A 22,921-nucleotide genomic window follows, 5' to 3' on the forward strand; every position below is an offset into this window, starting at 1 on the left:
TCTGGCGGGCGGAACCCGCTCAGCGCCCTGCCTGCGCAGCAGGCTAACCCGTCTGGCGGGCGGAACCCGCTCAGCGCCCTGCCTGCGCAGCAGGCTAACCCGTCTGGCGGGCGGAACCCGCTCAGCGCTCTGCCTGCGCAGCAGGCCAACCCGTCTGGCGGGCGGAACCCGCTCAGAGCAAGTTCGCGCAGCAGGCTAACCCGTCTGGCGGGCGCAACCCGCTCAGCCCCGCCTGCGCAACAGGCCACCCCGCCCGGCGGGACGGAACCCGCCGCCGCCCGCGCCCGGCCTGGCGCCCCTCACCTCACCATCGGCAGATTAAGCCCGTGCTCGGCCGCGCAGGCCTGCGCGCGCTCATACCCGGCATCCGCATGACGCATCACGCCCGTAGCGGGATCGTTCCACAGCACGCGCCCCAGACGCTGGTCAGCCTGTTCGCTGCCGTCGCAGACAATCACCACGCCCGCATGCTGCGAAAAGCCCATGCCGACGCCGCCGCCGTGATGCAGGCTCACCCAGGTCGCGCCGCCCGCGGTATTCAGCAGGGCGTTAAGCAGCGGCCAGTCAGACACCGCGTCGGAGCCATCCTTCATTGATTCGGTTTCGCGGTTCGGCGAGGCGACGGAACCGCAGTCAAGATGATCGCGGCCAATGACAACCGGCGCTTTCAGCTCGCCGTTGCGCACCATCTCGTTGAACGCCAGCCCGGCCAGGTGACGCTCGCCCAGCCCCAGCCAGCAGATGCGCGCCGGCAGCCCCTGAAAGGCGATGCGCGCCTGCGCCATATCGAGCCAGCGATGCAGGCTTTTATGCTGCGGAAACAGCTCCTTGAGCTTCGCGTCTGTTTTGTAGATATCTTCCGGATCGCCCGACAGCGCCACCCAGCGGAACGGCCCTTTGCCCTCGCAGAAGAGTGGGCGAATATAGGCCGGCACGAAGCCCGGGAAATCAAAGGCGTTCGCGACGCCCTCATCCAGCGCCACCTGACGAATATTGTTGCCGTAGTCCACCGTGGGGATGCCCATATGGCAGAAGTCGAGCATCGCCTGCACGTGCACTGCCATCGAGGCGCGCGCCGCTTTTTCCACCGCCTTCGGCGCGCTGGCGCGTTCGGACTGCCAGCGCGCCACGTCCCAGCCGATCGGCAGATAGCCGTTTACCGGGTCGTGCGCGGAGGTCTGATCGGTCACGATATCGGGCCTGAGGCCGCCCGCGCGGGCGCGTTTTACCATCTCCGGCAGGATCTCGGCGGCGTTGCCCAGCAGGCCGACGGAGATCGCCTGTTTCGCCTGCGTCGCCTCTTCAATCAGCCTCAGCGCCTCGTCCAGCGTGTAGGCTTTGTGATCGACATAGCGGGTGCGCAGACGAAAATCGATGCGCGACTCCTGACATTCGATGGCCAGCACGCAGGCGCCCGCCAGCACGCCCGCCAGCGGCTGCGCGCCGCCCATGCCGCCCAGACCGGCGGTCAGGATCCAGCGTCCGGTCAGATCGCCGTTATAGTGCTGGCGGCCCGCTTCGACGAAGGTTTCATAGGTGCCCTGCACGATGCCCTGCGCGCCGATATAGATCCACGAGCCGGCGGTCATCTGGCCGTACATCATCAGCCCGGCCTTATCCAGCTCGTGAAAATGATCCCAGTTGGCCCAGTGCGGCACCAGGTTGGAGTTCGCCAGCAGCACGCGCGGTGCGTCGGCATGGGTGCGGAAGACGCCCACGGGCTTGCCCGACTGGATTAGCAGGGTTTCATCAGGCTGCAGCAGCTCCAGCGAGCGCAGGATCTGTTCAAAGCATTCCCAGTTGCGCGCCGCTTTGCCGATGCCGCCGTAAACCACCAGATCCTCAGGCCGCTCGGCCACGTCGGGATCGAGGTTATTCTGGATCATGCGCCAGGCGGCTTCGATCAGCCAGTTGGCGCAGTGCAGCGTAGTGCCGTGCGGCGCACGCACTTCGCGCGCCACGGCCTGGGAGAGAGTTTCGCTCATAGCAGATTCCTTATTCACCAGAAGAGACGGTCTGCTGGCTGGGCAGCAGTGCCGTGAGAAAATCGGGCCAGTCGCTACGGCTGGCCCACAGACGCATGGCGTCGATATCGGGCGCCAGCAGACGGTCTTCCTCAAGGAAGGCGACCTGCTGACGAATATGGCTAATCTCACGCTCGAGCAGCGCGGAGCTTTGCAGCGGACGGTGAAACTCGATGCCCTGCGCCGCCGCCATCGCTTCGATGCCGACGACCGCAGCGGTGTTAAAGCACATGCTGCCGAGGCGCCGCGCCGCATAGGTTGCCATTGAGACGTGATCTTCCTGATTGGCGGAGGTCGGCAGGCTGTCGACGCTGCCCGGATGCGCCAGCGATTTATTCTCTGAGGCCAGCGCGGCGGCGGTGACCTGCGCAATCATAAACCCGGAGTTGACGCCGCCGTCGCGCACCAGAAAAGGCGGCAGGCCAGAAAGGCCGGTGTCGAGCAGCAGCGCCATGCGGCGTTCGGAAATGGCACCGATCTCCGCTACCGCCAGCGCGATAATATCGGCGGCGAAGGCCACCGGTTCGGCGTGGAAATTGCCGCCGGAGATGACGTCGCCGCTGTCGCTGAACACCAGCGGGTTATCCGAGGCAGCGTTGGCTTCAATTTGCAGCACGCGCGCGGCGTGGGTGAGATTGTCGAGGCAGGCGCCCATCACCTGCGGCACGCAGCGCACCGAGTAGGGGTCCTGCACCCGGCCGCAGTTAGTGTGTGAGCCGAGAATTTCGCTGCCGGTGACCAGCGTCTCGACGGCGGCGGCCACCGCGATCTGCCCGCGCTGGCCGCGCGCCTGATGAATGCGCGCGTCGTAAGGTTTCAGCGAGCCTTTAATCGCCTCCAGCGACAGCGCGCCCGCTACCAGCCCGGCGGCCATCAGGTTTTCCGCCTCAAACAGGCCGCGCAGCGCCAGCGCGGTCGACACCTGGGTGCCGTTGAGCAGCGCCAGACCCTCTTTCGGGCCGAGCACGAAGGGTTCCAGCCCAACGGAGGCAAGGGCGTCGCGCGCGGGGATCAGCACGCCCTCGACGCGCGCCTGGCCTTCGCCCAGCAGCATCAGCGAGAGATGCGCGAGCGGCGCCAGATCGCCGGAGGCACCAACCGAGCCTTTTTCCGGAATGCAGGGCATCACGCCCGCGTTAAACAGCGTCAGCAGCGCCTCGATCAGCGCGATACGCACGCCGGAATGGCCGCGCGCCAGGCTGATAATTTTGGTCGCCATCACCAGGCGCGTGACGTTGTCGGGCAGCAGATCGCCCAGACCGACGCTGTGCGACAGCACCAGGTTACGCTGCAGATCCGCAAGGCGGGCGGCGGGAATTTGCGTCTGCGCCAGCTTGCCGAAGCCGGTATTAATGCCGTATACCACCTTGCCGGAGGCGACGATCTCCTCCACGGTCTGCTGCGCGCGCAGGATCGCCTCCTGCGCCTGCTCATCGAGCATGAGCGTTACGCCGCCCTGATAAATCCTGCGCAGCGCGGCAAGATCCACTTCACCGGGAACCAGGCGCACCGCCTGAGCCAAACCTGACATAGTCTACTCCTGTCTATACAAGTAAGCGCGTTATGCGAAAAGCCAAACCGTTTTCACTCTGCGCAGCGAATGAAATCGAGTGAAACACAAGTGTCTATTCTTGTCTATACAACTGGCAAGCTATAAGCATTTGCTATGCCAGTGCGATCACAAATTAGCGCGCTCAGGCGGTGTGCAGGAGCAGGGCGAGGGGGCTGAGGATGTATATACATTCAGGCCGCGAGCCAGTAAACTTCAGGCATTATTGTGATAAGGAAATGAATATGGTCGAGCATTCGGCAATAGCACAGCTGGCGGCGGCGATGAGCGATGAGCCCGCCCCAATCTACCAGCGCGTCAAGCAGGCGATCGTCAGCCAGATCCGCGCGGGCAGCTGGAAGGCGAACCAGCGCGTGCCGTCCGAAAGCGAGCTGGTCAACGAGCTGGGCGTCAGCCGCATGACCATTAACCGCGCGCTGCGCGAGCTGACCAGCGAAGGTTTTCTGGTGCGTATGCAGGGCGTCGGCACCTTTGTCGCGGAGATGAAAGGCTACACGGCAATGCTCGAAGTGCATAACATCGCGGACGAGATCGCCCAGCGCGGCCACCAGCACCGCTGCCAGATCCTCGCCATCGGCCAGAATAAAGCCGATCCCGAGCAGGCGGCGGTGCTCGGCTTAAGCACCGGTCAGACCCTCTTTCATTCGCTGATCGTGCACTACGAGAACGATTTGCCGGTACAGCTGGAGGATCGCCTGGTCAATCCGCTGGTGGCGCCCGATTACCTGAGTCAGGATTACCATCGGCTTACGCCCTATACCTATCTGATGCAGGTAGCGCCGCTGACCGCAGGCGAGCATATCGTCGAGGCGGTGCTGCCGGACGCGCGCCAGCGTAAATATCTGTCGCTGGATGAGCACGAGCCCTGCCTGCTGATTCGACGCCAGACCTGGAGCGACACCAAAATCGTCACCTATGCACGGCTGCTCTATCCGGGATCGCGCTATAAGCTGCTCGGCCGCTTTAAGGGACACGGCTAAGGCGCGTCAGCAGCAGCTGCGCGTCCGGCGTGACTGGCGTCAGGCGCGTCTCCTCATCCAGCCACCAGACGCCCTGCGCGGCGCCTAGCCGTTTACCGTCATCCAGCCGCCATTCGCCGGCGATCGCCCAGGCGACGCCGTGCAGGCTGGCCTCCGGCTGTGCGGTCACCGCGACCTCCGCCGTCCAGCTGTCGCGCCGCGTCATGATGTTAAAGTCTCTGCTTTCCCCCTGCAGCGCGGCGTGGATCGCCCATTCGCCGGGAAAGCGCCAGGGCTGAAGCGGCGTCAGCCGGTGCGTGGCGGCGGGCGCGCTGAGCTGCACCTCATCGCCGCGCAGCAGGGTTATCACCCGATCGATGCCGGGAAAGCGCGAGAAATCGCCGTCGTGGGCGAGGGTGGCGATACTGGCGCGCCAGGCAAAATCCGCCTCGCCGGGCGGATAGCTGACGATTTCGCGCGTCTCGCCGCCGCCGTTGCGCCAGCGGCTGACCGGCAGATCGGCGTAGCAGAAATGCGTTCTCATCGCAGCGCCGCCATCGCCTGGCGAAACGCGGCCGCGCAGCGCGCTTCCGCGGCGTGACGTCCCCCCTCGATTACCGCACGGCCCGCGACCCACACCTCGCGGATCTGTTCACGCCGTCCGGCAAAGAGCCAGCGGTTGAGCAGCGCCTCGTCGCCCACGCTGTCGAGCCATTCATCCTCCGCCAGCACCAGCCAGTCGGCGCGTTTACCGGGCGACAGTTCGCCGAGCGCGACGCCGCACGCCTGCGCGCCGCCGAGTGCCGCACCGCGCCACAGCAGATCGCCTACCGAGGGCTGTTCCGCCGTGGTGATGCGGTTGCGGCGGCGATCGCGCAGCCGCTGGCCATATTCGAGCCAGCGCAGCTCCTCCAGCGCGCTGAGGGAAACATGGCTGTCGGAGCCGATGCCCCAGCGTCCGCCCTGGGCGATAAAATCCGCCGCCGGGAAGATGCCGTCGCCAAGATTGGCTTCGGTGGTCGGGCAGAGACCGGCCACCGCGCGGCTGGCGGCGAGCTGCGCGATTTCGCGCGCGTCGAGATGCGTGGCGTGGATCAGGCACCAGCGCGCATCGACCTCAAAGCGGTTAAGCAGCCACTCCACCGGCCGCTCACCGCTCCAGGCCAGGCAGTCGTTAACCTCTTTCTCCTGCTCGGCGATGTGGATATGCACCGGCAGGGCGGTATCGCTCGCGGCCAGCGCCTCGCGCATCTGCGCTTCGCTCACCGCGCGCAGCGAGTGAAAACAGAGGCCGCGATTAAGCAGCGGCTTATCGCGCACGCTCGCCGCCAGCCATTCCTGCTGCCGCAGCCAGGCGTCGGTCTGCTGAATAAAGCGTTTTTGTCCCGGCAGCGGCGGCTGCGCGCCAAAGCCGCTGTGGCTGTAGAGCACCGGCAGCAGCGTCTGGCCGATGCCGGCGATCTCGGCGGCCTGCATCAGCTGCTGCAGCATCGCGTCCTGCGCGTAGGGCGCGCCGCTGGGATCGTGATGGAGATAGTGAAACTCCGCCACCTGGGTATAGCCCCCTTTCAGCATGTCGATATAGAGACAGGCGGCGATAGCGCCGACCTGCTCCGGCGTCAGGCGCTGCACCATGCGATACATCAGGTCGCGCCAGGTCCAGAAGCTGTCCTGGGGATCGCCCGCGACCTCCGCCAGCCCGGCCATAGCGCGTTGAAAGGCGTGCGAGTGCAGGTTGGCGACAGAGGGAATAGTGGCGCCGGGCAGGCGGATAGCGTCGTGCGCGTCGCTGTCGGGCGTGACGCGCTCAATCACGCCAGCGTCGTTAACGGTAATGCGCACCTGATGTCGCCAGCCGTCGGCCAGCAGCGCGCGTGGAGCAAAAAAGGTTGCCATAGTTGATCCTCACCGGCGGTAGTTGTATATACATATACATACTTTAAAAGGCGGAGTAAATCGTCCGCAACGGGAGAGAGCGCAATGGCGGAAAGTAAAGCGATCGACAGCCTGTGGCTGGGGGCCGATCTGGTCACGATGCGCGAAGGCAAATATCACCTCATCGAGGATGGCGCGCTGGCGGTGGCGGGCGACCGGCTGGTGTGGGTGGGACCGCGCGCGGAGATGCCCGATTTTACGCCGCGTCGCCAGCACCGCTTCGACGGCGGTATCCTGACGCCGGGCCTGATTGACTGCCATACCCATCTGGTATTCGGCGGCGACCGCAGCGCGGAGTTCGAGCAGCGCCTCAACGGCGTCAGCTACGCGGAGATCGCCGCGCAGGGCGGCGGCATTCTCTCGACGGTGCGCGCCACGCGCGAGGCGAGCGAGGCGTCGCTGGTGGCGTCGGCGCGCTGGCGGCTCGACCGATTGCGGGCGGAAGGGGTCACCACGGTAGAGATCAAATCGGGCTACGGGCTGGATGAGGCGAGCGAGCTGCGCATGCTGAGCGCCATCCGCCAGTTAGGCGAGAGCGCACCCGTCGACGTGCTGGCGACCTGCCTGGCGGCGCACGCTTTTCCGCCGGAGTTTAAACAGGATCCCGATGGCTGGGTCGATCTGATTTGCCAGCGCATTCTGCCGCAGGTGAAAGCCAACGGGCTGGCGGACGCAGTGGACGCCTTCTGCGAGCATCTGGCCTTTTCGCCAGCGCAGGTGGCGCGCGTGTTTGATAAGGCCGTGGAGCTTGGCCTGCCGGTGAAGCTCCACGCCGAGCAGCTCTCTTCGCTGGGCGGCGCGCGGCTGGCGGCGGGCTACGGCGCGCTCTCCGCCGATCATCTGGAATACGCCACCGAAGAGGATGCGCGGGCGATGGGCGAGCGGGGCACGGTGGCGGTGCTGCTGCCCGGCGCCTTCTATCTGCTGCGCGAAACCCAGCGGCCGCCGGTGGCGCTGTTTCGCCAGCACGGCGTGCCCATGGCGCTGGCCAGCGACGCCAATCCCGGCACCTCACCTGCGCTGTCGCTGCGCCTGATGCTCAATATGGGCTGCACGCTGTTTGGCATGACGCCGGAAGAGGCGCTGGCGGGCGTCACGCTCTGGGGGGCGAAAGCGCTGGGGCTGCAGCAGACGCACGGCTCGCTGGAGGCGGGCAAAGTGGCGAACTTCGTCCACTGGCCGCTGGCGCGTCCGGCGGAGCTGGTTTACTGGCTGGGCGGCGAGCTGCCCTGTACCGTTATCTATCGCGGAGAAGCGCAATGACACCTTTCGACTTTACGCCAGGCAGCCTGCCGCTGCTGGTAAGCATCCCTCACGCCGGCACGCAGCTGACGCCGGAGGTGGAGGCGGGGCTGAGCGAGGCGGCGCGCGGCCTGCCCGACACCGACTGGCATATTCCGCTGCTGTTCGATTTTGTGCGCGATCTCGGCGCCAGCGTGCTGATCGGCCGCTATTCGCGTTTCGTTATCGACCTGAATCGTCCACCGGACAATCAGCCGCTCTACGCCACGGCCACCACCGGCCTCTTTCCGGAAACCCTGTTCGACGGCTCGCCGACCTTCGCGCCGGGCAAAACGCCCTCTGCGGCGCAGCGCGAAGGCTATCTCCACGATATCTGGCAGCCCTATCATCAGCAGATCCAGCAGGAGCTGGCGCGCCTGAAGGCGGAACACGGCTACGCGCTGCTGTTTGACGCTCACTCCATCGCCAGCGTCATCCCGCGCCTCTTTGAAGGGCGTCTGCCGGATCTCAATATCGGCACCAACGACGGCAAAAGCTGTCGCCCTGAGGTGGCGCAGGGGCTGGAGGCGGTCTGCGCGGCGCAGAGCGACTACAGCTGGGTGGTGAACGGGCGCTTTAAGGGCGGCTACATTACCCGCGCCTATGGTCAGCCGGAAGAGCGGGTCGAGGCGGTGCAGCTGGAGCTGGCGCAGCGCAACTATATGGAGGAGAGATCGCCGTTTGCCTGGCGGCAGGAGCGGGCTTCAGCGCTGCAGAAGGTGCTGAAGCCGCTTGTGCAGTGTTTTATCGCGGGCGGCAAAACCCGCTAGCGGCGCGCGTCCGGACGCGTCAGGTTGAAGCGCTCGTTTTCGCTGATGCCATAATAGGCGCTCGGCCCGCCGGCGCGCAGAACAGGCTGCGCGCGCGCCGTCTGGTAAATTCCCTCATCCAGCAGCGACTCGTCGATATGAATGGCGATCGCTTCGCCCAGTACCAGCCAGCTGTCAAGCGGGTTGCCCTCGGCATCCTGCAGCTGGATCAGCTGCGTCAGGCGACATTCGAAGTTCACCGGGCTTTCCGCCACCAGGCTCGCCTTCACCTGCGAAGCGGCCAGCGGCGTGACGCCCGCCAGCGCGAACTCATCCTGCTCCGGCGGCACCGACGCCGAACTCTCGTTCATCGCTTCCGCCAGCGGGCGCGTCGCCAGGTTCCAGACGAACTCTTTGCTTTCACTGATATTGCGTACGCTGTCTTTCCAGCCGCTGCTGGCGAAGCCGATGATGGGCGGATGATAGTTAAAGCAGTTGAAGAAGCTGTAAGGCGCCAGATTGCGCTGGCCCGCCGCGGAAACCGAGCTGATCCAGCCGATTGGGCGCGGCCCGATGATGGCGTTCAGCGGGTCGTGCGGCAGGCCGTGGCCAGCGCGCGGCTGGTAGGAGTAGCGTTTATGCGTCATCTTTTATCCCGTAGCGAAGTGTTAACACTATCTTAGCGTGACAGCATCGGCCGCACTGGAAAGAAATGTGTAAGCGGATTGTGCGGCTTTCTTTTCCCGGCGCTGCGGCGTATTGTACGCGCCTGCAAAACGGGAGACGCCATGAACAAGCCAGCCAGTAATTTATTCCACGCCCGCAACCGCCATCAGGGCGCATATGACTTTGCCGCCCTGACCGCCGCGCATCCGCCGCTGGCGGCCAAAGTACGGCCCAACGGCTACGGCACGCAGTCGATCGATTTTGCCGATGCGGAGGCGGTCATGCTGCTCAACCAGGCGCTGCTGAAGCTTTTTTACGGCATCGAGTGGCAGCTGGCGCCCGGCGCGCTCTGCCCGCCGGTGCCGGGGCGCGCTGACTACCTGCACTATCTGGCCGATCTGCTGGCGCTGGACAATCGCGGCGTCATCCCGCAGGCGGATATTCTGGATATCGGCTGCGGCGCGAACTGCATCTACCCGCTGATTGGCCAGGCGGAGTATGGCTGGCGCTTTACCGGCACTGATATCGACGAGGCGGCGCTGAAAGCGGCAAATCGTATCGTGTCGGCCAATCCCGGTTTGCAGCGTGCGATTCGCCTGCGTCGGCAAAAAGATCCGCAGGCGGTGCTGGCGGGCGTAGTGAATAAAAATGAATTTTTTCATGCCGCGATCTGCAACCCACCGTTCCACGCCTCGGCGGCGGAAGCGGCGGGCGCCTCGCAGCGTAAAACGCGCAATCTGAAGCTGGAGAGCACGACGCCGCTCAACTTCGGCGGGCAGCATAACGAGCTGTGGTGCGAAGGCGGCGAAAAAGCCTTTGTCGGCAAGATGATCGCCGAGAGCGCGGCGCTGGCGCGCCAGTGCGTCTGGTTCACCTCGCTGGTGTCGCGCCGCGAGAACCTGCCCGCGCTGGAAAAACAGCTGCAGGCGCTCGACGCGGCAGAGGTGCGGGTGGTGAATATGGCGCAGGGGCAGAAGCAGAGCCGTTTTCTCGCCTGGAGCTTTATGCCAGCCGCAACGCGCGCGCAGCGGCTGGCGAAATAGCCTTACTCCGGGGCGGGCAGCGCGGGCAGGGCAGCCGCGCTCGCCACGCTGCTGCCGGTCTGCACCACCTCGACCGTCTGGCGCGGCGCCTTAATCCCGGCCGCATCGAAATGTTTCTTCACCATGCTGTCCAGCGCGAAGCGCACCGTCCACTGCTTCAGCGGCTGGGTGGTAAAGGAGACGCGCACGGTAAAGGCCTGGTTGGTTAAGCCCACCAGACCGGCGAAGTTCGGTTCGCCAATCACCATGCCGCGAATATCCGCGTTCTTCAGTAGCTCATCCACTGCCTCCTGCAGCACGCGGTTCACCCGCTCGCTCTCCTCGCCGCGCTCGACGTCATAGTTCGCCACAAAAGAGCCGATGCCGCGCACGAAGTTGGCAAAGGTGGTGATCGAAGACCAGGGAATAATGTGATAGGCGCCGGTATCCTGACGCACGCCGACTGAGCGAATCGACATCCGCTCTACCGTGCCGGTGATGGCGCCGATAGTCACCAGATCGCCGGTATTCATGCCGTTCTCGAACTGGATAAAGATGCCGGTGATAATATCCTTCACCAGGGTTTGCGAACCGAATGAGACCGCCAGGCCAAGGGCGCCGGCGCCCGCCAGCAGCGGCGCGATATTGACGCCGATTTCTGAGAGCAGAATCATGATGGTAATGGTGCTGATCACCACCGCCAGCGCGTTGCGGAACAGCGTCAGCAGCGTGCGGGTACGGGCGCTCGGCATCGGGCGGCCGTGCGAGTCGGAGGCGAGCCGGCTCTCAATCAGGCTCGCCAGCAGCGTCCAGCCTATTGCTGAGAGCAGCAGGATCATCACGATACGGATCAGCACATCCACCATCTTCTCTCCGGCGCCCGCCGTGAGCCAGTGCCAGAGATCGAACAGGTTCCAGGCGTTAAGCAGCAGCAGCAGCGTGGCGAACACCGTGACAACGCGCGCCAGCATCAGCAGCGCCTTTACCCAGTCGTTGACGCGCTTTTGCAGCGCCGGATAGTTGCGGCGCAGGTCGGCCGACAGCGTAATGGTTTTGCCTATCCAGCGCGTCAGGAGGCCGGAGACGAGGGCGGCGATGCCGATAATCGCCAGCGTGCGCACCGTGGCCGCCATCATAAATTTCAGGCTATCGCCGGGATTGAAAATAGAGAGCAGGAACAGCGCGATAAAGTAGGCGCTCGCCAGCCAGTGCCACACCAGCGCGAAGGCGCGGATAAAAAAGGCGAAAAAGGCCAGGCTGCGATCCGACAGCGCCTGCAGTGCGGCGTGGATCGCGCGGCGATTGGTAAAGATAAGAAACAGCGCCCAGCCGGTCATGATCCCCATAATCACCACGTTGGCCAGGGCCGCGATTTGCACGTTAACCTGACTGGACACAATCGGCACGATCACCAGCAGCCCGTAGCCAATCAGGCCGGAGAGCCAGCTTAAGCGCGTACTCCAGTAGCGGGCGCGCCCGTCGCTGAGATGAAAAAAGCGCAGGTCGGCGAAGCCGGGACAAAAAATCAGGCGCAACACCGCTTTAAAAAACTCAATCAGCGCGAAGGCGTTGAGGAACAACCCCTGCTGCCTGGCGATAGTGCGGCTGTCGCCGTGATAGTTGTCGCTAAGTATCTGACCGATAAACAGCGTCAGCGCCAGCATTATCAGGTCGATAACGAAGGCGCCGATAATCGCCGCCGGCAGCTGCAGCCAGTTATGCTGCTCGTGATTCTTTGCGCGCCCCCAGCGTCCCATACGGCGATAGAGCGGCGACACCGCGCGGCGCAGCAGCCAGTATAAGGCGAACAGGGCTGCTGCCAGCGCCACAAAATGGTGCAGCGCGTTAAAGAAGGTGTCCGGGTTGAACGCCTTGTGCGGCGCGGCGACGATACTGTCATGCAGGCGGGCGAACTTTTGCACCACGCTGCCGCCGAACGCGCGGGTGACGTCCGTCACGCCCTGCAGCACGGTTTTATCCTCTTCTTCGGTCGGCGGCGTCAGCACAGGCGCGTTGTCTTTCGCCGCTGCGCTGGAGGCGCCGCGCAGCTGGTTAATCAGCTCTGCGCGTGACCGATCGTCTTCCAGAATATTCGCCAGCGCGGCGTAAGCGGCTTTTTTTTCGTCGAGCGTCGGCGCATTTTGCGCGCTGCTGGCGCCGCCGGACGACTGCTGTGCCGCCACCGCCGCCTGCGGCAGCGTGACCGCCTGTGCGGCGGGCAGCAGCGTAAAACAGCAAAGCAGCAGCAGGGCGATCCCTTGCCGCACCCGGCGACAATAATTGTGGGCTGACGACATGGCTTTCTCCTTAGCAACCTCTGGCTCACAGGTGGAGAAGTATAGTCAGGCGTCGGGCGTGAAAGGGTTGAAAGGCATTAATCGTACGGTTCAGGAAAGGCGGGGGCAGGGTCCGATCGCAAAGTCGCTCAAGGGGGAATAAAGCGACGGGCCGACAGATGCCGGCCCGGAAACTCAGGAGACGTGCTGCAGGAACTCGCGCAGGCGATCGCTCGGCGGCTGGGTGATCAGCGCGTCGGGATCGCCATCTTCCGCGATGGTGCCTTTATCAATAAAGATGAGGCGCGATGCGACTTTTTGCGCAAAGCCGACTTCATGGGTGACGATCACCATGGTCATGCCTTCCTCGGCCAGATCCTGCATGACCTTCAGTACCTCGTGGCGCAGTTCAGGATCGAGCGCGGAGGTCGGCTCGTCGAACAGCATCAGCTTCGGCTTTACCGCCAGCGCGCGGGCGATAGCAACGCGCTGCTGCTGCCCACCGGAGAGTTCAGAAGGGAAATGATTTGCGCGCTCGGCCAGGCCGACCTTCGCCAGCAACTCGCGCGCCAGCTTATGCGCATCCTCTTTCTTTGTGCCGCGCACGCGAATCGGGCCGAACGCCACGTTGTCCAGCGCGCTCATCTGGGGGAACAGATGAAACTGCTGAAACACCATGCCCGCTTCCTGACGGATCAGGCGCTCGTCCACGTTGGGATCGTTAACCTTCAGGCCATCAACAATGAGATCGCCGCTGGAGATCTCTTCCAGCTTATTGATGCAGCGCAGCAGCGTCGATTTGCCGGAGCCGGACGGCCCGATAATCACCACCACTTCGCCCTGGTTAATTTTCAGGTTGATATCGTGCAGCACATGGGTGGTGCCGAAGCTCTTTGAGACGTTTTTAAATTCAATCACAGGATTTTCATCCTTTTTTCGATGCGGCGCAGCACAAAGCTCAGCACCAGCGTAATCACAAGGTAGATAATCGCCACGGCGCTCCAGATCTCCAGCGCGCGGAAGTTGCCGGCGATGATCTCCTGGCCCTGACGCGTCAGTTCCGCCACGCCGATAACGATAAACAGTGAGGTATCTTTGATGCTGACGATCCACTGGTTGCCGAGCGGCGGCAGCATACGGCGCAGCGCCAGCGGCATAATAACGTAGCGCAGGGTTTCGCGACGCGACAGTCCCAGCGCCAGGCCCGCTTCGCGGAAGCCTTTATTGATCGACAGCACCGCGCCGCGCGTGATCTCGGCGATATAGGCGCCGGAATTGATCATAATGGTCACCACCGCTGCGGTGAAGGGATCGATGCGTAGATCGGGGAAGGCCATCGGCAGCGCGAAGTAGATAAACATCACCTGCACGACGATGGGGGTGCCGCGGATAATCTCAATAAAAACCAGCGCGAGATTGTTGGCGATCCAGCCGCCGTAGGCGCGGGCAAAGCCGGCGACCAGGCCAATGATCAGTCCGCCGACCAGGCCGAGCACCGAGATCAGCAGGGTCATTTTTGCGCCTTCAATCAGCGCTGGCATCGCGGGCCAGATGGCGCTCCAGTCAAACTCCATGGTGTGACTCCAGTTGTGTTGCGGTGGAAAAAGCAGGGCACGCGTCCCTGCTCAAAAAGAAGCAAAAATTTATTATTTAGGTTCGCTGCCGAACCATTTTTTGTAGATCTGGTTGTAGGTGCCGTTCTCTTTCAGGGTCTTCAGCGCGCCGTTGACTTTCTCACGCAGCTCGTCGCTGCCTTTCGGGAATGCGACGCCGTACTGCTGCGCTTCGATAGAGTCGCCTACCGCTTTAAAGCGGCCTTTGCCTGCGGTGTTGATAAAGTAAAGGATATTCGGCGTATCATGCAGTACCGCGTCGGCGCGGTTGGTGCCCAGTTCCATATAGGCATTATCGATGTTCGGGAACTGGCGCAGATCTTTGGTTTTGATATGCGCTTTTGCGTAATCCACTGAACCGGTGCCGCTCTTCACTGCGACCACTTTGCCGTTCAGGTCGTTGATGCCTTTAATGTCATTTTCATTGTTGCGAACCATCACCAGCAGACCACTTTTGTAGTAGCCGTCAGAAAATTCGATCGCTTTTTTACGCTCGTCGGTAATGGTAATGCCCGCCAGCGCCAGGTCGATATTGCGCGTTTGCAGGGCAGGGATAATGCCGCTGAAGTCCATTGGCTTCAGGGTATAGTCCAGCTTCAGCTCTTTAGCGATGGCGTCCCACAGATCGATATCGAAGCCGACATACTTATCACCCTGTTTGAATTCAAAGGGAACAAACGCGGTATCGGTGGCAACGATCAGTTTTTTTTCTGCTGCGGTGGAAGAGAGTGAGAAGGCCAGCGCCAGCGCGGCCACAGAGACTTTAAACAGTGACTTCATCATTTTTCCTTATTGCTACCCGACCTGAAGGCGGTGTTTACGGCTTACCATATGAAAAAATTATGCCAACTTTTCATTTTCACCATAATCAATGGGTTAAACCTTAAAGCTGACACGATTTTGCACAGGTAAAAACTTTTGCACCAAAAGAGATCACCAAAATGGTGCATAGGATTATTCTGGTGCAATGCACCTTTGCATGCGGCATTCGACGTGGGAAGAAGAGGCGTTCAGAAATGTTATGAAGGTCAAAAAATAGTAATTTTGCTGTTAAGCGAACATAAAAAAGGCGGGTTTCCCCGCCTGATGCATATGTTTATGCTTATTCAATGTTGGACTCGATAAACCACAGGAATTTATCCAGGTCGCGCGATGCTGCAGTGAAAATATCTGCAGTGTCTTCATCTTTCACTTCAGTGATCGCTTTACGGGTATCGTTCGCCACGATGGCGTAGCGGTCGGCCAGCGCTTTCAGATGATCCTGCACGCTGTGGATATTCAGCGGGTAGCTTTGCAGCGGCGTTCTGTCGTTAACGACCTGAGTCGTACCCAGCGCCACGCCGCCTAACTGCACAACGCGTTCAGCGATGGTGTCCTGATGATCGGTAATGGTGGTACGGAAACCGTCCAGCATTTCATGTACGCCGATAAAGTTAGCGCCGCGCATGTTCCAGTGCGCCTGCTTGGTGATCAGCGACAGATCGATAAATTCCACTACCAGACGGTTGAGCACCTCAATAGTGGCTTTTTTCTCGTCGTCAGCCACATCGTTACGGGTGTAAAGCAGATCGGAAGCGTTCGTTTTAACCAGTTTTGCGGTACTCATCGTATGAATCCTCTCTTTGATGGGTTGTCCTAATCAAGCACGGGAATAAGTATAGCAGCGATTTATTGGGTTGCAGGATTGAGCTTATCAATGGCTGAAATAGATAGCATTTACGGATAAATCGTAAGGGGCAATAACGGCGAACAGGGATATCGTCGCAGTGAGTGAGAAAAAAAGATTAAATATCTGTTACTTAGATATTAGCCCGAGCTTTGATCATTGGGTGTGTTTCAGAATGATAATAATTATGTTTACCATTGGTTAAAATAAATCCGCCCGCTGCGACGAAATAATATCCGCCTGTGTTATACGCAGGCGGAATAGGTTATTGCGGCGGTGGTGAGGTTATTTCAACTTCTTTAAGCGCCTTATTTCTGGGCCTGAGCGTCAGCGTCGCGCCAGCTGACGCCAGTATGATCGCCAGTAAGCCCAGGCTCTGCGTCAGCGACAGCGTTTCACCCAGGAACAAAATGCCCGACAGCGCGGCGACCGCCGGCTCCAGGCTCATCAGCGTGCCGAAAATACGCGCCGGGAGACGCGTCAGCGCCACCATTTCCAGCGCGTAAGGGATGGCGCTAGAGAGTAAGGCGACCAGCAGCGCGACAGGAATGACGCTCCAGTGCCAGATACCAGGCTCGGCAAACGTCAGCCCCAGCGGCACGAAAATAGCGGAAGCGATTAACGAGCCCATCGCTACGGTCGCCGGGCCGTGCTGCGCGCCGGCACGCTGGCCCGCCAGAATATAGAGTGCCCAGCAGGCACCCGCGCCTACCGCCAGTGCCGCACCCAGCGGATCGATCGTTTTCATGCTGTCGCCAAACGGCAGCAGGAACCAGAGCCCGCTCACCGCCAGCACCACCCAGATGAAGTCGAGCAGGCGTCGCGTGCCCAGCAGCGCCAGCGTTAGCGGACCGGTAAACTCCAGCGCCACCGCGACGCCGAGCGGCACGGTGCGCAGCGACAGGTAAAACAGAAAGTTCATACAGCCCAGCGCCAGTCCGTACAGCAGCAGCGGCAAGCGCTGTTCGCGGGTAAAGCGCAGCCGCCAGGGTTTAAAGATTACGCATAGCATCAGCGTGCCCAATCCGAGACGCAGTGCGGTAATGCCAGTGGCACCGACTGTAGGGAAGAGTGATTTAGCCAGAGAGGCGCCGCCCTGCAGCGACAGCATCGCTATCAGCAGCACGGCGACCGAGACGGCCGGAGCAGGGGTTTTACCTGAAAGAGAAAGTGACATCCTGTAAACGCGTCCTGATAGTCAGCAGAGAGGCAATAAGAGGCTCAGTCTAATCGAACCAGCAGTAAAAACAGAGATGACAATCAGAAAGAGGCGAAGGCGACTGAACGAAATTCAGACAATTTCAGGGCCAGTAGCGTAAAGAAATGTCAGGTTTTTTTAGGATTTAACTTAAAGGACAATTTTTATCGCGAGAAATTCATTGCAGTTTAATGACGGAAATTATAAGTAAAATGAATAGCATAGGATGCTTCATTAACTTTCTGTTACACCAAACATTCTGTTAGACAATAATTTGCGGGCAGAGTTTCTTGCTAAGTTTTGTTATATTTTCAGCGTTGTCAGGAGAGAAGTATTATCACATTTGAGGTGGTTATGAAAAAAATTGCATGTCTTTCAGCACTGGCTTGTGTTCTGGCAGTTTCTGCGGGTTCCGCAATGGCGCAGAGCACAGTCACCGGCGGTTACGCTCAGTCCGACTATCAGGGCGTGGCTAACAAAGCGAACGGTTTCAACCTGAAATACCGTTATGAAGACGGCTCTAACCCGCTGGGTTGGATCGGTTCTTTCACCTACACCGAAAAAGATCGCACTGAATCTGGCGTGTACAACAAAGGCCAGTACTACGGTTTCACCGCAGGTCCTGCTTACCGTCTGAACGACTGGGCGAGCATCTACGGCGTGGTAGGTATCGGCTACGGTAAATTCCAGCAGAACGACACCACTTTCCGTTCTAACTCTGATTCGAGCGACGTAGGCTTCTCCTACGGTGCCGGTCTGCAGTTCAACCCGTACCAGCAGTTCGCTATCGACGTGGGTTACGAGCAGAGCCGTATCCGTAATGTCGACGTAGGCACCTGGATTGCTGGCGTAGGTTACAGCTTCTAAGTTTTGCTTAGACCAGTTGCAGAAAAAAACGGCCCTTCGCGGCCGTTTTTTTTATCTCTTTTTTAACGCCTCTTATTGTCGGAGCGACGCGATCGCTTTGCTCAAGAAGGGAAGCGGCGCTAAAAGGCGTGAGAAGGGGCGAACAGCAAAGCAGCCTAGGCGAACAGCAGAGGCTGCATAAGGAAGATTGTGCGTTAGCCGCGCCAGATAAGATTTGGGCAGTTGCGACTGCTGCGTTTTTCACCCAGCAGTTTTTCAACCAGCATCAAACGAAGCGAAAACGGGGAGCGGCTTAGCAGGCAAAGCCAGGATTTCAGCGTTGCGGATGAAGCCGGTTTTTCAGTCTGGAAGCATTTGCCGCAGTCAAGACAGCATTTCAGGGTGCTCATATCGACCTCCCAATCAGTAACGTCGTAACAGCAGGCAAAGGCCGGCGATAAACAGGAGAAAAAGCAGTAATAACAGATAAGGATCCTGCACGATCGTCTCCTGATTGTCTGCGCGTTTGCCTACAATATCGACAAATATAGCACTGGCTATACCCTGTAGCCAATGCTATTTACGAAAAATTTGAGCTTCTTTGTGCCTGGTTTACAATGAGCGCAGCAAATCCGTCTCGCTGTGCGGGTACGGAGAATAATAAAGAGGAAGATGAATGAGTCGTCGTGCCAAAAGTGGGGCGTCCGCGTCGCCTGGACCCCTGAAAGATATTGAAGAGCATGTCGAAGGATTCCGACAGGTTCGCGAAGCGCATCGTCGCGAACTGATCGATGACTACGTTGAGTTGATCTCAGATTTAATCGGTGAATTCGGCGAGGCGCGTCAGGTCGATATGGCGGCACGCCTGGGGGTCTCGCAGCCTACCGTCGCTAAAATGTTGAAACGTCTCAGCAGCGCCGGGCTGGTGGAACAGGTTCCCTATCGCGGCGTCTTTCTGACCCGCGAGGGCGAAAAGCTGGCGGCGGAGAGCCGCGCCCGCCATCATATCGTCGAAACCTTCCTGCTTGCGCTGGGCATCAGCCCGGAAACCGCGCGTCGCGATTCCGAAGGCATTGAGCATCACGTCAGCGATGAGACGCTTGCCGTCTTCCAGAAGTTTTACGAAAGCCGTCACTAACTACCGGACTCGCTACCATGCTCACCGTGCTGCGCCCGTTTTTGCATGATCGTATTCTGCATTTGCTGTTAGCGCTCGGCGCGGTGTTGCTGCTGCTGGCGAATTTCCGCTGGGCGGATCTCCCTGGCGCGGTCGACTGGCACACTATCGTCACGCTAACAGGGCTGCTGCTGTTAACCAAAGGGCTGGAGAGCAGCGGCTACTTCGACGTGCTGGGCGCGCGCCTGATTGGCCGCTTCCACCATGAACGCGCGCTGGCGCTGTTTATGGTGCTGGCCGCCGCGCTGCTCTCTACCTTTCTGACCAACGACGTGGCGCTGTTTATTCTGGTGCCGCTGACCCTGACGCTACGTAAATATTCACGCCTGCCGCTGTCCCGACTGATCATCTTTGAAGCGCTGGCGGTAAATGCCGGCTCGCTGCTGACGCCGGTGGGCAATCCGCAAAATATCCTGCTGTGGAGTCACGGCAAGCTCAGCGTAGCCGGGTTCATCGGGCAAATGACGCCGCTGGCGGTCTGGCTGCTGGTGACGCTGCTGGCGCTGACGTGGTTCAGTTTCAAGCCGCGTGCTATCCAAAAGCAGGGCAGTGACGCGCCCCGCGCCTGGCAAAAGCCGCTGTTTGCCGTTAGCGTGCTGCTCTATCTGCTGTTTGTCGCCGCGCTGGAGTGGCAGATGACCGGCTGGGCGCTGCTGCTGATTATGGGCTGCTATCTGATCATGGCGCGCAAGGTGCTGCTCGCTATCGACTGGAGTCTGCTGGCGGTGTTTATCGCCATGTTTATCGACGTCTACCTGCTTACCCATCTGCCCGTAGTGCAGCGTCACTTCGACGCCGTGTCGCACTTTAGCGACGGCGCAATTTATCTGCTGGCTATCGGCCTGTCGCAGGTTATCAGCAACGTGCCCGCCACCATTCTGCTGCTGCAGAAGATACCGCCTTCCGACGTCGTTGCGTGGGCGGTGAATATCGGCGGTTTCGGCCTGCTGCCCGGCTCCCTCGCCAACCTTATCGCGCTACGCATGGCGAAAGATCGCGCCGTCTGGTGGCAGTTTCATCTCTTTTCTGTACCGATGCTCGCCTGGTCGATGCTGAGCGGCTGGCTGCTGCTGCGCCTGCTGCACTGACTTCCGCTGCGTTTAAAAAAATGTTGCAGCTTGTGCCTCTTTTGTCGGGAAAGGTCAAGAAACGCTGGAAAATGTCAGTTTACCATCTACTGTTTAACTGACCATTTATGCCCTGGAATTAGGGCGTTAGCCATGCGGAACTGACTATGAGCGAGAATGAAAAAGAGAAATCTCATCAGGATGATGCAGAGAAAAAGCAGGATACATCCAGTGAGCAATCTGACCAGAATAACGATGAGCCCGAACGTAAAAGACCCGGCAAAAAACCGCTGATCATTCTCGCCGTCGTGGTGGTGATCATGCTGATTGTGGGCTTCTGGTTCTGGTTTAGCACGCGTAACGAAGAGACCACCGATGACGCCTTTACCGAAGGTGACGCGGTCACCATCGCGCCTAAAGCGTCCGGCTACGTGGTCAAGCTGCTGGTTAAAGATAACCAGCGTGTGAAAAAAGGCGATCTGCTGGTGGAGATCGACCCGCGCGATACCCTGGCGCAGCGCGATCAGGCCAAAGCACAGCTCGGCCTGGCTCAGGCGCAGCTGCACCAGGCGCAGGCGCAGCTGGCGCTGTCGAAGGTACAGTATCCGGCACAGCGCGACCAGGCGCTGGCCGATCAGGCGAAAGCGCAGGCGAACCTGCTCAACGCCGAGGCGGACTATCGCCGTCAGCGCGGCGTCGATCCACGCGCTACCAGCCAGCGCAATATCGATACCGCCGCCGCGCAGCTGCGTTCGGCCCAGGCGCAACTGCAGAGCGCCAAAGCGCAGGTGGAAGTTGCCTCGCAGGTCGCGCTGCAAATTCGCCAGCAGGAAACCAACGTCGAAGCGCGCCAGCAGCAGGTCGCACAGGCGCAGGCACAGCTGAACACTGCCGAGCTGAATCTCTCCTATACCCAGGTGCGCGCACCGTATGACGGCTTCGTCACCAAACGCAACGTACAGCTTGGCACCCTGGTGCAGGCAGGCAGCTCGCTGTTTTCACTGGTATCGCCTGATATCTGGGTCACCGCCAACTTTAAAGAGTCGCAGCTGACGCGTATGAACCCAGGCGACAAAGTGGCAATTAGCGTGGATGCCTGGCCCGATATGAAGCTGGAAGGGCATGTCGACAGCATTCAGATGGGTTCAGGCTCGCGCTTTTCAACCTTCCCGGCGGAGAACGCGACTGGCAACTACGTGAAGATCGTCCAGCGCGTACCGGTGAAAATCGTTATCGACAAAGGGCTGGATCCAAACCATCCGCTGCCGCTCGGCCTGTCAGTAGAGCCTAAGGTTACCGTAGAATGAGTCAGGCGCAGAGCTGGCAACCCTCCAGCAATCCCTGGCTGGTGGCGGTGACCGTTACGCTGGCGGTGTTCATGGAGATTCTCGACACCACCATCGTTAACGTGGCGCTGCCGCACATTGCCGGTTCGCTCTCATCCAGCTATGACGAATCGACCTGGGTGCTGACCTCCTATCTGGTGGCCAACGGCATCGTACTGCCGATTTCCGCCTTCTTCAGCCGACTCTTTGGCCGCAAACAGTTCTTCCTGATCTGCATCGTGATGTTTACCGTCTGTTCGTTCCTGTGCGGTATCGCCACCGAGCTATGGCAAATCATCCTGTTCCGCGTACTGCAGGGCTTTTTCGGCGGCGGCCTGCAGCCGGTGCAGCAGTCGGTGTTGCTCGACTACTTTAAGGCGGAAGATCGCGGCAAGGCGTTTGGCCTCTCTTCTATCGCCATCATCGTTGCGCCCGTTATCGGGCCGACGCTGGGCGGCTGGATCACCGACAACTACAGCTGGCGTTGGGTGTTCTTTATTAATATTCCGGTGGGCATCCTGACGGTATTGGCGATCTACCAGCTGCTGGAAGATCCGCCCTGGGAGCGCAAGTGGGCGAAAGGGCGGCTGAAAATCGACTATATCGGCATCGGCCTCATCACGCTGGGGCTCGGCTGCCTGCAGGTCTTTCTTGACCGCGGCGAAGATGAAGACTGGTTCGCTTCCCACTTCATCGTGCTGTTCGCCACCCTGGCGCTGGTTGGCATTGTCGGGGCCGTTTACTGGCTGATGTATGCCCGTAAGCCGGTGGTGGATATCCTGGTGATGAAAGACCGCAACTTCTGGGTCTCCGGCCTGCTAATGGCAGGCATGGCGATGATCCTCTACGGCAGCTCTGTGGTGCTGCCGCAGCTGGCGCAGCAGGATCTTGGCTATACCGCGACCTGGTCGGGACTGGTGCTGTCGCCGGGTGCGGTGCTGATTGTGCTTACTATTCCGCTGGTGCTCGCCCTGATGCCGCGCGTGCAGACGCGCTACATCATCGCCTTCGGCTTTACCTGCCTGACGCTGGCGTTTATGTACTCCGCGACCCTGACGCCCGACGTCGACTTTAAAACGCTGGTGCTGATGCGCAGCGCGCAGTCCATCGGACTGGGTTTCCTGTTTGTTCCGCTGACCACCATCGCCTTTATTACCATCCCGCAGCGCCTTAACGCCGACGCCTCGGCGCTGTTTACCATGTTCCGCAACGTGGCGGGTTCTATTGGCATCTCGCTCTCGACCGCGGCCATCACCGAGCGCGAGCAGGTGCGTTCAGCGCATATGGTGCACAACATGACGCCGCTGAACGAGCAATTCAATATTACCGTGCAGCACTGGGCGCAGGCGATCCGCGACTTTACCGCGGCGGTGGGCGATCCGGCTACGCTGGCGGCCGGGCAGCTCTATCAGGAGATGGTGGCGCAGTCGCGCATTCTGGCCTACATCGACGTCTTTACGGGCCTGAGCATCGTTGCTCTGATCTTGATTCCATTTTGTTGGCTGCTGTCGCCCATTAAGAGCGAAGGCAGCGCAGGAGCACACTGA

General features: G+C 60.5%; 22 protein-coding genes. 10 read left to right on the forward strand and 12 right to left on the reverse strand.

Features of this window, described 5'->3' with window-relative positions; all coding sequences use genetic code 11:
* Positions 1-199, forward strand: a 199-nt coding sequence (locus tag ACR6A7_RS08485; protein WP_434124426.1) for a hypothetical protein, incomplete at its 5' end; no start/stop codon positions are given.
* A gap of 100 nt (positions 200-299) precedes the next feature.
* Here ACR6A7_RS08485 and hutU read toward each other — a convergent pair.
* Entirely contained in the window at positions 300-1,985 is a 1,686-nt protein-coding gene (gene hutU, locus ACR6A7_RS08490) for a urocanate hydratase (protein WP_434124427.1), read from the reverse strand.
* Positions 1,986-1,995: 10 nt separating this feature from the next.
* Complete coding sequence (hutH, locus tag ACR6A7_RS08495) at positions 1,996-3,555, reverse strand: histidine ammonia-lyase (RefSeq protein ID WP_434124429.1); 1,560 nt, start codon at positions 3,553-3,555, stop codon at positions 1,996-1,998.
* Positions 3,556-3,818: 263 nt separating this feature from the next.
* On the opposite strand from hutH, the gene hutC reads away from it, so the two are divergent.
* Positions 3,819-4,574, forward strand: coding sequence for a histidine utilization transcriptional repressor HutC (gene hutC, locus ACR6A7_RS08500; RefSeq protein ID WP_434124431.1), 756 nt, complete (start codon positions 3,819-3,821; stop codon positions 4,572-4,574).
* Here hutC and ACR6A7_RS08505 read toward each other — a convergent pair.
* Positions 4,558-5,097 (reverse strand): HutD/Ves family protein, encoded by a 540-nt coding sequence (locus ACR6A7_RS08505; protein WP_434124433.1) that lies wholly within the window; start codon positions 5,095-5,097, stop codon positions 4,558-4,560. The two genes, hutC and ACR6A7_RS08505, sit on opposite strands and share 17 nt — an antisense overlap.
* Positions 5,094-6,449: a formimidoylglutamate deiminase gene (locus tag ACR6A7_RS08510; protein WP_434124435.1), complete on the reverse strand. Its 1,356-nt coding sequence runs from the start codon at positions 6,447-6,449 to the stop codon at positions 5,094-5,096. The genes ACR6A7_RS08505 and ACR6A7_RS08510 overlap by 4 nt, the downstream gene beginning before the upstream one ends.
* 84 nt (positions 6,450-6,533) lie before the next feature.
* Here ACR6A7_RS08510 and hutI point away from each other — a divergent pair, with 84 nt between their 5' ends.
* A complete protein-coding gene (gene hutI / locus ACR6A7_RS08515) occupies positions 6,534-7,751 on the forward strand; it encodes an imidazolonepropionase (RefSeq protein WP_434124437.1) in 1,218 nt (405 codons plus the stop codon).
* Positions 7,748-8,539 (forward strand): N-formylglutamate deformylase, encoded by a 792-nt coding sequence (gene hutG, locus ACR6A7_RS08520; RefSeq protein ID WP_434124439.1) that lies wholly within the window; start codon positions 7,748-7,750, stop codon positions 8,537-8,539. Before hutI ends, hutG begins: the two co-directional genes overlap by 4 nt.
* On the opposite strand, the gene ACR6A7_RS08525 is transcribed toward hutG, so the two are convergent.
* Entirely contained in the window at positions 8,536-9,165 is a 630-nt protein-coding gene (locus ACR6A7_RS08525; RefSeq protein ID WP_434124440.1) for a flavin reductase family protein, read from the reverse strand. The genes hutG and ACR6A7_RS08525 overlap by 4 nt on opposite strands.
* A gap of 141 nt (positions 9,166-9,306) precedes the next feature.
* Between ACR6A7_RS08525 and rlmF the strand changes: the two genes are divergently transcribed.
* Entirely contained in the window at positions 9,307-10,227 is a 921-nt protein-coding gene (gene rlmF / locus ACR6A7_RS08530) for a 23S rRNA (adenine(1618)-N(6))-methyltransferase RlmF (RefSeq protein WP_434124441.1), read from the forward strand.
* A gap of 2 nt (positions 10,228-10,229) precedes the next feature.
* Here rlmF and ybiO read toward each other — a convergent pair whose 3' ends face one another.
* The 6 genes from ybiO to rhtA form a co-directional block, all read right to left on the reverse strand.
* Positions 10,230-12,503 (reverse strand): mechanosensitive channel protein, encoded by a 2,274-nt coding sequence (gene ybiO, locus ACR6A7_RS08535; protein WP_434124442.1) that lies wholly within the window; start codon positions 12,501-12,503, stop codon positions 10,230-10,232.
* Between the two features lie 174 nt (positions 12,504-12,677).
* Entirely contained in the window at positions 12,678-13,400 is a 723-nt protein-coding gene (gene glnQ / locus ACR6A7_RS08540; RefSeq protein ID WP_434124444.1) for a glutamine ABC transporter ATP-binding protein GlnQ, read from the reverse strand.
* Positions 13,397-14,056 (reverse strand): glutamine ABC transporter permease GlnP, encoded by a 660-nt coding sequence (glnP, locus tag ACR6A7_RS08545; RefSeq protein ID WP_434124445.1) that lies wholly within the window; start codon positions 14,054-14,056, stop codon positions 13,397-13,399. The genes glnQ and glnP overlap by 4 nt, the downstream gene beginning before the upstream one ends.
* Positions 14,057-14,128: 72 nt before the next feature.
* Complete coding sequence (gene glnH / locus ACR6A7_RS08550) at positions 14,129-14,875, reverse strand: glutamine ABC transporter substrate-binding protein GlnH (protein ID WP_434124446.1); 747 nt, start codon at positions 14,873-14,875, stop codon at positions 14,129-14,131.
* A gap of 322 nt (positions 14,876-15,197) precedes the next feature.
* Entirely contained in the window at positions 15,198-15,701 is a 504-nt protein-coding gene (gene dps / locus ACR6A7_RS08555) for a DNA starvation/stationary phase protection protein Dps (RefSeq protein ID WP_434124447.1), read from the reverse strand.
* Positions 15,702-16,026: 325 nt separating this feature from the next.
* Positions 16,027-16,938, reverse strand: a complete 912-nt coding sequence (gene rhtA, locus ACR6A7_RS08560; RefSeq protein ID WP_434124449.1) for a threonine/homoserine exporter RhtA — start codon at positions 16,936-16,938, stop codon at positions 16,027-16,029.
* 375 nt (positions 16,939-17,313) lie between these two features.
* Between rhtA and ompX the strand changes: the two genes are divergently transcribed.
* Positions 17,314-17,826, forward strand: coding sequence for an outer membrane protein OmpX (ompX, locus tag ACR6A7_RS08565; protein WP_434124451.1), 513 nt, complete (start codon positions 17,314-17,316; stop codon positions 17,824-17,826).
* 194 nt (positions 17,827-18,020) lie between these two features.
* Here ompX and ACR6A7_RS08570 read toward each other — a convergent pair whose 3' ends face one another.
* Positions 18,021-18,215, reverse strand: coding sequence for a hypothetical protein (locus tag ACR6A7_RS08570; protein WP_033751444.1), 195 nt, complete (start codon positions 18,213-18,215; stop codon positions 18,021-18,023).
* A 266-nt stretch (positions 18,216-18,481) separates the two neighbouring features.
* Between ACR6A7_RS08570 and mntR the strand changes: the two genes are divergently transcribed.
* From mntR to ACR6A7_RS08590, 4 genes are all read left to right on the forward strand, one after another.
* Entirely contained in the window at positions 18,482-18,943 is a 462-nt protein-coding gene (gene mntR, locus ACR6A7_RS08575) for a manganese-binding transcriptional regulator MntR (protein ID WP_434124453.1), read from the forward strand.
* Between the two features lie 17 nt (positions 18,944-18,960).
* Positions 18,961-20,070, forward strand: a complete 1,110-nt coding sequence (locus ACR6A7_RS08580; protein WP_434124455.1) for an SLC13 family permease — start codon at positions 18,961-18,963, stop codon at positions 20,068-20,070.
* A 146-nt stretch (positions 20,071-20,216) separates the two neighbouring features.
* Positions 20,217-21,356: an HlyD family secretion protein gene (locus ACR6A7_RS08585; RefSeq protein WP_434124456.1), complete on the forward strand. Its 1,140-nt coding sequence runs from the start codon at positions 20,217-20,219 to the stop codon at positions 21,354-21,356.
* Positions 21,353-22,921, forward strand: coding sequence for a DHA2 family efflux MFS transporter permease subunit (locus ACR6A7_RS08590; RefSeq protein ID WP_434124457.1), 1,569 nt, complete (start codon positions 21,353-21,355; stop codon positions 22,919-22,921). Before ACR6A7_RS08585 ends, ACR6A7_RS08590 begins: the two co-directional genes overlap by 4 nt.

It is taken from the genome of Pantoea phyllosphaerae, from assembly GCF_051025595.1.
Lineage (GTDB): Bacteria > Pseudomonadota > Gammaproteobacteria > Enterobacterales > Enterobacteriaceae > Pantoea.

Coding starts and splice junctions, on each gene's coding strand:
- hutU (WP_434124427.1), bottom strand. CDS start 1,985: ATGAGCGAAACTCTCTCCCAGGCCGTGGCGCGCGAAGTGCGTGCGCCG.
- hutH (WP_434124429.1), bottom strand. CDS start 3,555: ATGTCAGGTTTGGCTCAGGCGGTGCGCCTGGTTCCCGGTGAAGTGGAT.
- hutC (WP_434124431.1), top strand. CDS start 3,819: ATGGTCGAGCATTCGGCAATAGCACAGCTGGCGGCGGCGATGAGCGAT.
- ACR6A7_RS08505 (WP_434124433.1), bottom strand. CDS start 5,097: ATGAGAACGCATTTCTGCTACGCCGATCTGCCGGTCAGCCGCTGGCGC.
- ACR6A7_RS08510 (WP_434124435.1), bottom strand. CDS start 6,449: ATGGCAACCTTTTTTGCTCCACGCGCGCTGCTGGCCGACGGCTGGCGA.
- hutI (WP_434124437.1), top strand. CDS start 6,534: ATGGCGGAAAGTAAAGCGATCGACAGCCTGTGGCTGGGGGCCGATCTG.
- hutG (WP_434124439.1), top strand. CDS start 7,748: ATGACACCTTTCGACTTTACGCCAGGCAGCCTGCCGCTGCTGGTAAGC.
- ACR6A7_RS08525 (WP_434124440.1), bottom strand. CDS start 9,165: ATGACGCATAAACGCTACTCCTACCAGCCGCGCGCTGGCCACGGCCTG.
- rlmF (WP_434124441.1), top strand. CDS start 9,307: ATGAACAAGCCAGCCAGTAATTTATTCCACGCCCGCAACCGCCATCAG.
- ybiO (WP_434124442.1), bottom strand. CDS start 12,503: ATGTCGTCAGCCCACAATTATTGTCGCCGGGTGCGGCAAGGGATCGCC.
- glnP (WP_434124445.1), bottom strand. CDS start 14,056: ATGGAGTTTGACTGGAGCGCCATCTGGCCCGCGATGCCAGCGCTGATT.
- glnH (WP_434124446.1), bottom strand. CDS start 14,875: ATGAAGTCACTGTTTAAAGTCTCTGTGGCCGCGCTGGCGCTGGCCTTC.
- dps (WP_434124447.1), bottom strand. CDS start 15,701: ATGAGTACCGCAAAACTGGTTAAAACGAACGCTTCCGATCTGCTTTAC.
- rhtA (WP_434124449.1), bottom strand. CDS start 16,938: ATGTCACTTTCTCTTTCAGGTAAAACCCCTGCTCCGGCCGTCTCGGTC.
- ompX (WP_434124451.1), top strand. CDS start 17,314: ATGAAAAAAATTGCATGTCTTTCAGCACTGGCTTGTGTTCTGGCAGTT.
- ACR6A7_RS08570 (WP_033751444.1), bottom strand. CDS start 18,215: ATGAGCACCCTGAAATGCTGTCTTGACTGCGGCAAATGCTTCCAGACT.
- mntR (WP_434124453.1), top strand. CDS start 18,482: ATGAGTCGTCGTGCCAAAAGTGGGGCGTCCGCGTCGCCTGGACCCCTG.
- ACR6A7_RS08580 (WP_434124455.1), top strand. CDS start 18,961: ATGCTCACCGTGCTGCGCCCGTTTTTGCATGATCGTATTCTGCATTTG.
- ACR6A7_RS08585 (WP_434124456.1), top strand. CDS start 20,217: ATGAGCGAGAATGAAAAAGAGAAATCTCATCAGGATGATGCAGAGAAA.
- ACR6A7_RS08590 (WP_434124457.1), top strand. CDS start 21,353: ATGAGTCAGGCGCAGAGCTGGCAACCCTCCAGCAATCCCTGGCTGGTG.